General features: G+C 73.2%; 9 protein-coding genes. 5 read left to right on the plus strand and 4 right to left on the minus strand.

Annotated elements, in window-relative coordinates; genetic code table 11:
• Positions 1–123: 123 nt before the first annotated feature.
• The 3 genes from HD595_RS24530 to HD595_RS24540 are packed head-to-tail and all read right to left on the minus strand — an operon-like array spanning position 124 to position 3170.
• Positions 124–1644: a tripartite tricarboxylate transporter permease gene (locus HD595_RS24530; protein WP_253772831.1), complete on the minus strand. Its 1521-nt coding sequence runs from the start codon at positions 1642–1644 to the stop codon at positions 124–126.
• Positions 1645–2190 (minus strand): tripartite tricarboxylate transporter TctB family protein, encoded by a 546-nt coding sequence (locus HD595_RS24535; RefSeq protein ID WP_253772832.1) that lies wholly within the window; start codon positions 2188–2190, stop codon positions 1645–1647.
• Complete coding sequence (locus HD595_RS24540) at positions 2190–3170, minus strand: Bug family tripartite tricarboxylate transporter substrate binding protein (protein ID WP_253772834.1); 981 nt, start codon at positions 3168–3170, stop codon at positions 2190–2192. The genes HD595_RS24535 and HD595_RS24540 overlap by 1 nt, the downstream gene beginning before the upstream one ends.
• Positions 3171–3304: 134 nt before the next feature.
• Here HD595_RS24540 and HD595_RS24545 point away from each other — a divergent pair, with 134 nt between their 5' ends.
• The 3 genes from HD595_RS24545 (at position 3305) to HD595_RS24555 (ending at position 7791) form a co-directional block, all read left to right on the plus strand.
• Positions 3305–4906 carry an ATP-binding protein gene (locus tag HD595_RS24545; RefSeq protein WP_253772835.1) on the plus strand — a complete coding sequence of 534 codons (1602 nt, stop codon included), beginning with the start codon at positions 3305–3307 and terminating at the stop codon, positions 4904–4906.
• Positions 4907–5013: 107 nt separating this feature from the next.
• Positions 5014–5637: a response regulator gene (locus HD595_RS24550; RefSeq protein WP_246366164.1), complete on the plus strand. Its 624-nt coding sequence runs from the start codon at positions 5014–5016 to the stop codon at positions 5635–5637.
• Positions 5638–5730: 93 nt separating this feature from the next.
• On the plus strand, positions 5731–7791 hold the full coding sequence (locus HD595_RS24555; protein ID WP_253772836.1) for a VanW family protein: 2061 nt from the start codon (positions 5731–5733) through the stop codon (positions 7789–7791).
• Between the two features lie 4 nt (positions 7792–7795).
• Here the strand turns inward: HD595_RS24555 and HD595_RS24560 are convergent, their stop codons facing one another.
• Positions 7796–8926: a PQQ-dependent sugar dehydrogenase gene (locus HD595_RS24560; RefSeq protein WP_253772837.1), complete on the minus strand. Its 1131-nt coding sequence runs from the start codon at positions 8924–8926 to the stop codon at positions 7796–7798.
• A gap of 38 nt (positions 8927–8964) precedes the next feature.
• On the opposite strand from HD595_RS24560, the gene HD595_RS24565 reads away from it, so the two are divergent.
• A complete protein-coding gene (locus HD595_RS24565) occupies positions 8965–9885 on the plus strand; it encodes a 2-hydroxyacid dehydrogenase (protein ID WP_253772838.1) in 921 nt (306 codons plus the stop codon).
• Positions 9886–10108: 223 nt separating this feature from the next.
• Positions 10109–12781: a putative bifunctional diguanylate cyclase/phosphodiesterase gene (locus HD595_RS24570; RefSeq protein WP_253772839.1), complete on the plus strand. Its 2673-nt coding sequence runs from the start codon at positions 10109–10111 to the stop codon at positions 12779–12781.
• Positions 12782–12869 lie beyond the last annotated feature (88 nt).

Below are 12869 nucleotides of genomic sequence, written 5' to 3' on the forward strand. Positions count from 1 at the left end.
TGCCCCTGAGACGGCGCGTCAATCCTCGACCGCGTGATCTTCTTCGGCCGGAGTCGATCCTCGGCCGCGTGACCTTCTTCGGCCGGAGTCGATCCCCGGCCGCGTGAACGTCCGCGGCCGGCGTCAGTCCTCCTCGTGGATCACGGTCGGCGCGAGTTCCCTGCGCACGGCCAGCTTGCGCACCAGCGGCGTGAGCAGCGCCCCCAAGGCGAGCAGCAGCAGCACCACCGCGACCGGGCTCTTGACCAGCACGCTCACGTCGCCGGCGCCGATGGCCAGGGCCCGGCGGAGCTGGATCTCCGCCATCGGGCCGAGGATCATGCCGATGACGGCCGGGGCGACCGGCAGCCCGAAGCGGCGCATCGCGAACCCGAGCAGCCCGAGCACGTACAGCACGACCAGGTCCACCACGGTCCCGTTCAGCGCGTAGACGCCGAGGGCGGCGAACACCACGATCCCGGCGTACAGGTAGGGCCGGGGGATGCGCAGCACCCGCGCCCACAGCGGGGCGAGCGGCAGGTTGAGCACCAGCAGCATCGTGTTGCCGATGAACAGCGACGCGATCATGCCCCACACCAGCGCCGGGTTGTGGTCGAACAACTGCGGTCCGGGCTGCAGGCCGTACTGCTGGAAGGCCGCCAGCAGGATGGCGGCCGTCGCCGACGTGGGCAGGCCCAGCGTCAGCAGCGGCACGAGCGTGCCCGCGGCGGAGGCGTTGTTGGCCGCCTCCGGCCCCGCCACACCCTCGATGGCGCCCTTGCCGTACTCCTCACGGGCCGTGCCGCGGGCCAGCTTCTTCTCGGCCGCGTACGACAGGAAGGTGGGGATCTCGGCGCCGCCGCCCGGCAGCGCGCCGAACGGGAAGCCGAGCGCGGTGCCGCGCAGCCACGGCTTCCACGAGCGGGCCCAGTCGGCGCGGCCCATCCAGGCCCGGCCCACGGGCACCACCTCGGGCGTGGAGTGGCGCAGCCGGGAGGCCACGTACAGCGCCTCGCCGAGCGCGAACAGCCCGACCGCGACGATCACCACGTCGATGCCGTCGAGGAGCTGCGGGACGCCCATGGTCAGGCGCGCCTGCCCGGTCTGCTGGTCGATGCCGATGAGCCCGATGACCAGGCCGAGCCCGAGCGAGGCCAGGCCGCGCACGAGCGAGCGCGACAGCACGGCCGACACGGCGGTGAAGGCGAGGATCGCCAGCGCGAAGTAGTCCTCCGGCCCGAACGAGATCGCGAAGGCCACCACCGCCGGGGCGGCGACGACGAGCAGCGCGGTCGCGATCGTGCCCGCCACGAACGAGCCGATGGCGGCCGTGGCCAGGGCCTGCGCGGCCCGCCCGCGCCGGGCCATCTTGTTGCCCTCCAGCGCGGTGATCATCGATGACGACTCGCCGGGCGTGTTGAGCAGGATGGACGTGGTCGAGCCGCCGTACATGCCGCCGTAGTAGATGCCGGCGAACATGATGAACGCGCTCGCGGGCGGCACCGTGAACGTGATCGGCAGCAGCAGGGCCACGGTCATGGCCGGGCCGATGCCGGGCAGGACGCCGACGAGCGTGCCGAGCGTGACGCCGACCAGCGCGTACAGGAGGTTGACGGGGGTCAGCGCGGCGCCGAACCCGTCGATCAGGAGCTGGAGCGAGTCCACCTACAGCACCCCCCTCAGCCAGCCGGCCGGCAGCGTCACGCCCAGCCCCTTGACGAACAGCAGGTACGTCACGAGCCCCAGGACCACCCCGACGACCGCCGCGCGCACCTTGTGCCCGGCGCCGAGGACCACGGACAGCCCGAAGAACAGCAGGGCCGAGCCGATGATCCAGCCGACGACGTTGAGCACGGTGACGAACGCCAGGAAGATCCCGCTCACCAGGGCGACGCTGCGCCAGTCGGCGGGGGCGCCGGCGTCGACGTCCTCGCTCTCCTCCGGGTCGCCCTGGCCGCCGCGCAGCACGTCGATGACGTAGAACACGCCGATGACGATCATCGCGCCGCCGACCAGGGTGGGGAAGAACCGCGGGCCGATGCCGAGCTGGGAGGCCGCCGCCGAGACGTTGAGCGTGCCGACGATGACGAGCACGCCCAGCGCCAGCACCACGAGGGCGAGCACCAGCTCGGGCCGCCACCGGCGGGGCGGCTCCTCCCCGGCCGTGGGCTCCCCCGAGGGGGCGCGTACGGGTGTGTCTGGGGAGGACATCAGGACACGAGCCCCATCTCGGCGATGATGCCCTTGACCCGGGCCTGCTCGGCGTTGAGGTAGTCGGCGAACTGCTGGCCGGTCTGGAAGGAGTCGATCCAGCCGTTCTTGGCGACGGCGTCCTTCCACGGCTGCGCGTCGTGCATCTTGGTGACCAGGTCGGTCAGGGCCTTCTTGTCGCCCTCGCTGATCCCGCCGGGGGCCACCATGCCGCGCCAGTTGGCCAGCTCGACGTCCAGGCCGCCCTCCTTGAGGGTGGGCGCGTCGAGGCCGGAGATCGGCTGGGCGGAGGTGATGCCCAGGGCGCGCAGCTTGCCCGACCTGACGTGCTCGGCGAACTCGCCGACACCCGAGATGCCGATCGTGACCTTGCCGCCGAGCAGCGCGTTCAGCGCCTCGCCGCCGCCGGAGTGGGCGATGTAGTTGACCTTCTTGGGGTCGACGCCCGCGGCCTTGGCCATGAGGCCGGCCACGATGTGGTCGGTGCCGCCCGCCGAGCCGCCGGCGACCGACACCTTGGCCGGGTCCGCCTTCCAGGCGGCGACCAGGTCGGAGAGCTGCTTGAGCGGGGAGTCGGCCGGGACCACGACGATCTCGTACTCCTCGGTCAGCTTGGCGATGGGCGTGGTCTCGGCGAGGGTGACCTTGGACTTGTTCTGCTCGATCGCGCCGAGCATGACCAGGCCCATGGTCATCAGCAGGTTGCCGTTGCCCTTCTCGCCGGCGAGCTGGGACAGGCCGATGGTGCCGCCCGCGCCGGGGACGTTGTAGACCTCGACCCTGCGCTTGGGGTCGGCGGCCTTGAGCGCCTGCTCGGCCACGCGGGAGGTCTGGTCCCAGCCGCCGCCGGGCGAGGCGGGCGCCATGATCCGCAGGGTGCCGGTGCCGCCCGAGGCGCCGCCGCCACCGGCGTTCTCGCCGCAGCCGGTCAGCGCGGCGAGGGAGATCGCCGCGAGGGCGGCGAGTATACGCATCCGCATGAGAACTCCAAGGGGGGATTTCACGGTATGAAACCTGGATGGTGAGGTCCGTCCCGCGAGGAGTCGAGCTTTATCTGGTAGTAGTCATTTAGGTCTTTTTGGTCGCTACCCCGCTGTGACCTGCGGGTGTTTCCATGAGTCGGGTGAGACGAGTACGCGACGCGTCCCTCGGGACGCAGCTCTTCGTGCTCCAGATGGTGATCGTGCTGCTCGCCGTCGGGGGCACCGCCGGCGTGTGGGCCGAGCACACCCGCGACCAGCTCGACGCGCTGCACGAGCAGCGCGCCCTGGCCATCGCCCAGTCCGTCGCCGCGCTGCCGCAGGTGCGCGACGCGTTCGACCTGAGGAACCCCGAGACGGTGCTCCAGCCGCTCGCGGTCAGCGTCCAGCACTCCACCGGCGCCGACTACGTGGTGATCGCCAACCGCGAGCAGACCCGCTACGCCCACCCCAACACCGCGCTGATCGGCCGCAAGCTGTCCACCGACGGCACCACCGTGCTGAACACCGGCCGGAGCTGGGTCGGCACCGAGACCGGCACCATCGGCACCACCGTGCGCGGCAAGGCGCCCGTCTTCGACGAGTACGGCGAGGTCATCGGCCTGGTGTCGGTCGGCGTGCTGCAGACCACCGTCACCGGCCAGCTCGCCGACGCGCTGCCGCCGCTGCTGTGGACCGCGCTGGCCGTCCTGGTGTCGGGGCTGGCCGCCGCCGCGCTGATCACCGCGCGGGTGCGCAGGCAGACGTTCGGGCTGGAGCCGGGGGAGATCGCCGCGCTGCTGGAGCAGCGCGAGGGCGTACTGCACGGCGTGAAGGAGGGCGTGCTCGCCCTCGACCTCGCGGGCCGGGTGACACTGGTCAACGACGCCGCCCGCGAGCTGCTCGACCTCGCGGGCGACGACCTCGTGGGCGCGGACCTGACCCGCCTGCCGGTCTCCGGCCGCATGCGCGACGTGCTCGGCGGCGCCGACCCGGGCGAGGACCGGATCGTGCTGCACGGCGACCGCGTGCTGGTGCTCAACCGCACTCCCGTGTCCGTACGCGGCCAGCACCGCGGCTGGGTGGTGACCCTGCGCGACCGCACCGAGCTGGTACGCCTGGCCCGCGAGCTGGACGACACCAGCAGCGCGACCGAGGCGCTGCGGGCCCAGGCGCACGAGTTCGCCAACCGCATGCACACGGTCGTCGGGCTGCTGGAGCTGGGGGAGCACGACGCCGCGATCGGCTTCATCACCCGCGGCACCGGCACCGCGTATGCCGCCGACCTGCGCGAACGGGTCCAGGAGCCGACGCTCGCCGCGCTGCTGCTGGCCAAGTCCGCCGAGGCGGCCGAGCGCAGCGCCCGGCTGGTCCTGGCCGACGACTCCGCCGTGCCCGAGGGCTCGCTCGGCGACCCGCGCGACGCCGTCCTCGTGGTCGGCAACCTGGTGGCCAACGCGATCGACGCGCTGGACGGCGCGCCCGGCACGATCGAGGTGTCCGTACGGGCCGGCGCGGACGGGCTGCGGGTGCGGGTGGGCGACTCCGGCCCCGGCATCGCGCCGGACCTGGTGGAGGAGGTGTTCCGGGAGGGGTTCACCACCAAGGCCGCCCATTCGGGGCCGCGCGGGCTCGGCCTGGCGCTGACCCGGCAGGCGTGCCTGCGCCGGGGCGGCTGGGTGAAGGTGCGCAACGAGCGGGGCGCGGTCTTCACGGCCCTGCTGCCGCCCCCGGCCGAGGCGGTGGCGGCCCGATGACGCGCGACCCGGAGGCCACAGTGCCGCCCGTGTCACCGGCGCCTCCCGTGCCGCCCGCGTGGGACGAGCGGACCGAGATCCGGGTGCTCGTCGTGGACGACGACTTCATGGTGGCGCGCATCCACAGCGGGTACGTGGCCCGCGTCCCCGGCTTCCGGGTGGTCGCGACGGCGCACACCGGGGCCGACGCGCTCGCCGAGGCGGCCCGGCACCGGCCCGACCTCGTCCTGCTCGACATCTACCTGCCCGACATGTCGGGTCTCGACGTGCTGAAGGACCTGCGCGACACCGACGCCCTGGTGATCAGCGCGGCCCGCGACGTGCCCACGGTCCGGGAGTCCATGCGGCGCGGCGCCGTCAACTACCTGATCAAGCCGTTCACCGCCGACGCCCTGGCCGAGCGGCTCCGCCAGTACGCCGAGACCAGGAGGCAGCTCACCTCCATCGGCCCCGAGGCCCGGCAGGACGAGGTGGACCGGCTGTTCGGCACGCCTTCCTCGGCCGCGTCCCTGCCCAAGGGCCTGTCGCCGGCCACCTGCGCGCTGGTCGCCGAGACGCTGCGCGAGGCGGGCGGCGACCTGTCGGCGGCGGAGACGGCCGAGCTGGCCGGCCTGTCGCGGGTCAGCGCCCGCCGGTACCTGGAGTACCTGTGCGCGGAGGGCCGGGCCGAGCTGAGGCCCAGGTACGGCACGGCGGGACGTCCCGAACATCGCTACCAGTGGAGAGGTTGACACCCATCCGTAGCCGTATTCCGTGACATATCCAGATGCGCGTGCCTTACTGTTGCCTGAAGATGTGGCAGCGTAGCGGGAGGAGATTGAGGCGTGCGTAACGCCGGGCCGATCGACTCGCCGACAGACCCCTTCTCCTCGGTCCCCCTGCCCAGCTCGGGCACCACGAGCAGGAGGCCGCGGATCGAGGGCCTGCCTCCCGGCGTGTCACCCGACATCTTCGGCCCCCCGGCGCCGCAACCGCGCCCCGCGCCGCCCCCCGGACAGGGCGGCCCCGCGAACGGCTCCCAGAACGGCGGCGCCCCGGACGGCGCCGACGACGGCCCGGCCGGCGGCCCCGGCAAGAGCGCGCTGCCCCCGATGGCGGCCCCCGTGCAGCCATGGCCGGTGAGCCGGCCCCGGGCCGAGACCTCCCGCGCCGCCACCTTCGGCCTTCCCGAGCAGCCCGACCCGTCGCCCGTCCTCCTCGAACCCGAGCCCTCGCGCCGCGGCCGCCTGCTGCCCGCCGTGCTGGTGGTCGTCGTGGTGCTGGCCCTGCTCGCGTACCTGGTGCCGGCCGTGCTGATGGCGGGATCGGTGTTACGCGGCACCCGCGTCGGCGGCGTGGACATCGGCGGTCTGACGGTCACCCAGGCGGCCGACAAGCTCCGTGACAAGCTGGGCGTCAAGCTCAACAAGCCCGTCACCGTGGACATCGGCGGCCAGAAGGAGATCATCCAGGCCGAGGACGCCGGGCTGGAGCTCGACGTGGTCGGCACGATCGGCCAGGCCCGCAGCGGCTTCCCCGGCCCCATGGAGGTGTGGCGCGGGCTGACCGGCACCACCGACCTGGAGCCGAAGGTCACCCTCGACCTCTCCCAGCTCACCCGCACCGTCGAAGGGCTCGCCGAGAGCCACGACAAGGTCCCGCGCGAGGGCAGGGTGGCCTTCGCGGGACTGCGCCCGGTCGTGACCGAGCCGCGCGACGGCGTGCTGCTCGACCGCGACGACGCGGTCCGCGCCATCGACGCCGCCTTCCGCGCCGGCCGCAATTCGGTCGTCCTCGCCCTGCGGCCCGCCCACCCCGAGAGCACCCCCGCGACCGTCGCCAAGGCCAGGGCCCTGGCCGAGCGGGCCGTCGCGGCCCCCATCACGCTGGCGCTCGGCGGCAGGCAGGCCCAGATCCCGCCCGCCACGATCGCCGCCAGCCTCACCTTCACCGCCGGCGAGGACGGCGAGCTCGTGCCGCGCTTCGACGCCGAGAAGGCTCTGGCCACGGTGGAGAAGGGCCTCATCGACGAGGCGCAGGCCCCCCGCGACGCCACGTACGACATCGTCAACGGCAGGCCCGTCCTCGTCCCCGCCCGCGCCGGCCGGGGCGTGGACCCCGAGCGGCTCGCCGACGACGTGGCCAAGGTGGTCGCCGGGCAGGGCAGCCGGGTCATCCCCGTGAAGCTGGCCACGGTCAAGCCGGCGGTCGCGACCAGCCAGGTGAGCGGCCTCGGCATCAAGGAGAACGTGGGGGAGTTCACCACCACGTTCGAGTGCTGCCAGCCGCGCGCCACCAACATCCAGCGGATGGCCGCCGACCTCGACGGCGTCGTGGTGCGGCCGGGCCAGACGTTCTCCCTGAACGACGCCACCGGCGAGCGCACCCGCGAGGGCGGCTACGTCGAGGCCGGGCAGATCGTCGGCGGCCGGCTCGTCAACATCGTCGGCGGCGGCGTCTCCCAGTTCGCCACCACCCTCTACAACGCGGCCTACTTCGCCGGGTTCGAGGAGGTCGAGCGCACGCCCATGGACTACTACGCCGTCCGCTACCCGGCCGGCCGCGACGCGGCGCTCCTCTACCCGGACCGCGACCTGAAGTGGCGCAACGACTCCGACTACGGGGTGCTCATCAAGACCGCCGCCACCGGCACGTCGGTGACGGTCACCCTGTGGAGCACCCGGCGCTACGACAAGGTCCAGGCGGTCGAGTCCGAGAAGCGGGACTTCACCCCGTTCCGCACCCAGACCAGCAGCCAGCCGGGATGCGTGCCCACCGCCGGGGCGCAGGGCTTCACGATCGACGTCACCCGGGTGTTCGTCAACGACGGCAAAGAGGTCAAACGCGACCGCAAGCAGACCACCAAGTACCGCCCGCAGGCCCAGGTGATCTGCGCCGCCGAGTAGGGCGCTACGGGGTGCGCAGCGGCACCGACAGGATGCGGTCGTCGCCCGCGCGGGGTGAGCCGCGCCCGTCCTTGTTGCTGGTCGACACCCACAGCGTCCCGTCGGGCGCCGCCGCCACGCCGCGCAGCCGGCCGTAGACGTCCGTGAAGCGGGCCACGGGACGTCCCACCCGCCCGTTCGCGTCCAGCGGGATCTGCCACAGCCGCCGGCCGCGCAGCGCGCCCATCCACAGCGACCCGCCCGCGTAGGCCAGGCCCGACGGCGACGCCTCGGAGGTGTGCCAGGTCAGCACGGGGTTGGTGAAGCGCGGGTCGTCGCCGCGGCCCTCGACCTCCGGCCAGCCGTAGTTGGCGCCCGGCCTGATGAGGTTGAGCTCGTCCCAGGCGTTCTGGCCGAACTCCGAGGCGTACAGGCGGCCCGACGGGTCCCAGGCCAGGCCCTGCACGTTGCGGTGGCCGAGGCTGTACACGAGCGTGCCGAACGGGTTGCCGGGCGCGGGCGCGCCGTCCGTGGTCATGCGCAGGATCTTGCCGCCCAGGGAGTCACGCCGCTGGGCGAGCTGGTCGTGGCCGGTCTCGCCCGTGGTGGCGTACAGGTAGCCGTCGGGACCGAACGCGAGCCGGCCGCCGTTGTGGATGCCGCCCTTGGGGATGCCCCGCACGATCACCCTGGGCGCGCCCAGCCGGCCGCCGGCGAACGGGTAGCGCACGATCCGGTTGTCCTCGGCGGCCGTGAAGTAGAGGAACACCTCCTCGCCCTTCACCGCCACGCCCATCAGCCCGCCCTCGCCGTGGGGCTCCACTCCGTCCACGGTCGCCACCTCGGTGACGCGCCCCCGGGGCGTGACCCGCAGCAGCCGCGCCGTGTCGCGCTCGGTCACCAGGGCGTCGCCGCCCGGCAGGAACGCCATCGCCCAGGGCACCGCCAGGTCGCGGGCGACGGTGCGCGGCTCGCCCGGCTGCGCGATGTCGCGCGGCGGGGAGCCCCTGCCCGGGTCATCCGCCGCCGTCGAGGGCTGATCAGCGGGGGGCGGCGCCGTCGCGGCCTCGCCGCTCGCCGTTCCGCCCGTGGCCGAGCACGCCCCCACGGCCACCGCCAGCCCCGCCACCAGAAGGATCTTCCTGAGCTTCCGCATATGGTTCATACTTCCCCGCAGGTCGTAAGGTTCTCGGCATGAGGATCTGGGTTCCTTCCGACGCGGTGGCCGATGTCCTGTCCGACCTCCCCGGCGTGGAGTGCGTGGTCTACGACGGCTCCGGGCCTCTGCCCGAGGGCGTCGAGGAGGTCGAGGTCTGGATCCCGCCGCTCGTCACGGTGCCCGACGTGCCGGGCATCCTGGCCCGGATGACCTCGCTGCGCCTGCTGCAGACGGTGACGGCCGGCGTGGAGCCGTACCGGCCGTACGTGCCGCACGGCGCGGTGCTGTGCAACGCCCGCGGCGTCCACGACGCGGGCACGGCCGAGTGGGCGGTCGGCGCCATGATCGCGGTGCTGCGGGAGTTCCCCGGGTTCGTGGACGCGCAGCGGCGCGGCGAGTGGACCTACCACCACACCGGCGTGCTGGCCGACGCCACCGTGCTGATCGTCGGCTACGGCTCCATCGGCGCCGCGCTGGAGCGGCGGCTCGACGGCTTCGAGGTCGAGGTCGTCCGCGTGGCGCGCACGGCCCGCGACGGCGAGCACGGCCGGGTCCACGGCATGGACGAGCTGCCCGCGCTGCTGCCCGAGGCCGACGTAGTCGTCCTGCTCGTGCCCGCCACGGCCGACACGGCCGGCATGGCCGACGCGGCGTTCCTGTCCCGGATGAAGGACGGCGCGGTGCTGGTCAACGCCGCCCGCGGCGGGATCGTCGACACCGACGCGCTGGTCGCCGAGCTGAAGACCGGGCGGCTGCGCGCCGCCCTCGACGTGACCGCGCCGGAGCCGCTGCCCGCCGGGCACCCGCTGTGGAGCGCCCCCGGCGTGCTGATCACGCCGCACGTCGCCGGCAGCACCCCCGCCTCCGGCCGCCGGCTGCTGCGGCTGGTCCGCTCGCAGCTCCTGCGCCACCTCGCGGGAGAGCCGCTCAACAACGTCATCACGGACGCGTACTGACCCCCGGAGCGGGCATAGGCCGACAAGCAGCGGCGACGCGTACTGAGAGGATTCCGGAAAGTGGCTGCACCGTGACCTTCGGTGCGTACGGTTGCTTCTACCAACGATTCCTGACTCACTGTCAAGATAGTTCTCGGAGCAGATTGGTCCGCGCGGTTATCAGATCGGTGACGACATAGGCGTTGTCACCACCCGGGCCCGCGCGACCGCACACACTGGCGATGTGGCCGACGGCCTTCGGCGGTCACTGAGCGAGTTCGAGACGGGATGGGCGACGACTGTGATCCGCTGGCGTGATCCACGTGCACCGCTGACCGCCGCCGCGGCGACCGGTGTGGCTGGGTTCGCGGCTGCGCTCCTCGTGGGCGGTCAGACCTCGGTCACCGGCGCGGTCGCCGGCGTCCTCGCGGCGCTGCTCGCCGCCGTCTCCCTGCTCACCACCTCCGCGCGGCTGGGCGACCACCGCGCGACGGCGACGGGCACCCGCTGGATGGGCGGCGGCGCCGTCGTCTGGGCCGGCGGCGTGGCCCTGCGGCCGGTCGCCGAGAACACCGGCCTCATGGTGAGCTTCGCCGACCTGCTCGTCCTGGTCGGCACTGTCCTGCTGGCCGGCGGCGCGCTCATCGCGAGCGGCCGTTCCCTGTCGGGCACCGCCGTTTTACGGCTCGTCACGGACTCCTACCTGTGCGCGGTCTCGCTGTTCCTGATCGGCTGGGTGGTGGCGCTGCGCCGGGTGTACGAGCAGGCGGACCCGGCGACGTTCACCTTCACCATGCTCCCGCCGATGCTGGCGCTGCTCGTGACCTGCGCGGCGGTGCCGTCGGCCGTCAGGGGGCGCGCGGCGCCGCCGGCCGTGGCCGGGGTGGGGGTGCTGGCCACCACCACGGTCGCCGGGATCGCCGAGGCCGTCGCCCGGCTGACCGACACCGTGCCGCCGGTGTGGAGCGTCATGCTCGCGCCGATGGCGTTCCTGCTGCTGGCCGCCGTGCCGTGGGCGGTGCGCGAGTCCGGTCCGCCGTCCGGCGGGACGTCGGTCGGCAACGTGATCGCGCTCGTGCCGCTGGTGCTCGTGGGCGTGGCCACCGTCACGCTGCTCGTCCACCTGGCGGGCATGCGGGCCTTCCAGCCGGTCACCGGCGTGGTGCTGCTGGCGGGCTCGGCGGTCCTGCTGCTGCTGTTCCGGGTGTTCGTGCTGTCGGGCGCCAACGTCCGGCTGCGCCGCCTGGTCGCGCTCGGCGACCGGCAGCTGCGCGAGCTGGCCGAGAGCACCGGCGACGTGGTCCTGCTCTGTGACTACGAGGGCATCGTGCGCGAGATCGGCGCCGGCGTCGAGGTCACCTACGGCTACCGCCCCGACGACCTGGTCGGTGGCACGATCTTCGAGTACATCCATCCCGAGGACGTGCCGGGCATCCAGGCGGCGCTGCGCGCGATGGGCTTCGACGACGAGGGCGGCAGCCCCGGCGCCTGCATGATCGCCTGCCGGGTGCGGGCCGCCGACGGCACCTGGCGGCCGACCGAGTCGGTCGCCACCCGCCACGTGGGCGGCGAGGACCTGCTGCTCGTCACCACGCGCGACGTGAGCGACGAGGAGGCCCTGCGCAACCAGGTGGCCCACCTGACCTTCCACGACGGCGTCACCGGCCTGCCCAACCGCGCCTACTTCGAGGAGCGCACCCGCGAGGTGCTCTCCGGCCGCGCCGGCCAGGTCGCGGTCATCTTCCTCGACCTCGACGGGTTCACCTCGGTCAACGACTCCGTGGGCCACGCCAGCGGCGACTACCTGCTCGGGCAGGCCGCCCGCCGGCTGCGCGGCGCCGTACGAGCCGACGACACGCTCGCCCGGTGGGGCGGCGACGAGTTCGCGGTGCTCGTGGAGACCGGGGGAGAGGCGCAGATCGCCGTCGACATGGCCGAGCGGCTGCTGCGGGCGGTCTCGCAGGAGCCGTTCCGGGTGGCCGACCGCGACGTGGCGCTGACCGCCAGCGTGGGCGTCGCCTTCGCCGAGGACGAGCTGCCCGCCGGCGACCTCATCCGCAACGCCGACGTGGCCATGGCCCGGGCCAAGGAGCTCGGCGGGCGCCGGGTCGAGGTGTTCGCCGCGCAGATGCACGCCGACGTGGTGCGCCGCCTGGAGCTGGCCGCCGACCTGCAGCGGGCGTTGATCGAGCAGCAGTTCGCCATCGAGTACCAGCCGGTCGTGGACCTGGCCACCTCCCGCGTGACCGCCGTCGAGGCGCTGGTGCGCTGGTGGCGCGGGTCGGTGTTCGTACCGCCGGAGCAGTTCCTCGGCCCGGCCGAGGACACCGGGCTCATCGTGCCGCTGAGCGAGTGGATCCTGCGCGAGGCGTGCCGCGAGGTGGCCGCCTGGCGGGCCTCCTCCTGGGACATCGGCCTGTCGGTCAACCTGTCGGCCCGGCAGATCACCGCGCCGCGCTTCGTCGAGACGGTCGAGGAGGCGCTGAGCGAGAGCGGGCTGCCCGCCTCGGCGCTCACCCTGGAAGTGATCGAGGAGATGCTCGTCGAGGACGCCGAGGAGACCATCCGGCGCCTGTCGGAGCTGCGCGCCCTCGGCGTGCGGCTGGCGATCGACGACTTCGGCACCGGGTACGCCTCGCTGGCGTTCCTGCGGCAGCTCCCCGTCGACATGATCAAGATAGACCCGTCGTTCGTGTCCGGGCTGGGCCGCGACGACACCCTCACCCTGCTCACCCGGACCATCGTCCGGCTCGGCCACGACCTCGGGCTCATCGTGGTCGCCGAGGGGATCGAGCGGCCCGAGCAGCTCGAACTCCTCCGTGAGATGGGCTGCACCCGAGGCCAGGGCTTCCTCGTGGCCAGGCCGATGGCGGCCCGCGGAGTGGACTCGCTGATGAGGACTAGTCTCACGGTGTGAGACACGTGTCCCATCAAGTTGACACCCACCCGCGGCGAGGGACTATGGTGAGGCCATGCTTCGCATGCAGATCCTCGTAGTACTTCGC

Source organism: Nonomuraea roseoviolacea subsp. carminata (genome assembly GCF_024172185.1).
Classification (GTDB): Bacteria; Actinomycetota; Actinomycetes; order Streptosporangiales; family Streptosporangiaceae; genus Nonomuraea; species Nonomuraea roseoviolacea.

Excerpts from the sequence above, each read along its gene's own strand:
- HD595_RS24535 (WP_253772832.1), bottom strand. The coding sequence starts at position 2,190 with ATGTCCTCCCCAGACACACCCGTACGCGCCCCCTCGGGGGAGCCCACG.
- HD595_RS24540 (WP_253772834.1), bottom strand. The coding sequence starts at position 3,170 with ATGCGGATGCGTATACTCGCCGCCCTCGCGGCGATCTCCCTCGCCGCG.
- HD595_RS24545 (WP_253772835.1), top strand. The coding sequence starts at position 3,305 with ATGAGTCGGGTGAGACGAGTACGCGACGCGTCCCTCGGGACGCAGCTC.
- HD595_RS24550 (WP_246366164.1), top strand. The coding sequence starts at position 5,014 with ATGGTGGCGCGCATCCACAGCGGGTACGTGGCCCGCGTCCCCGGCTTC.
- HD595_RS24560 (WP_253772837.1), bottom strand. The coding sequence starts at position 8,926 with ATGCGGAAGCTCAGGAAGATCCTTCTGGTGGCGGGGCTGGCGGTGGCC.
- HD595_RS24565 (WP_253772838.1), top strand. The coding sequence starts at position 8,965 with ATGAGGATCTGGGTTCCTTCCGACGCGGTGGCCGATGTCCTGTCCGAC.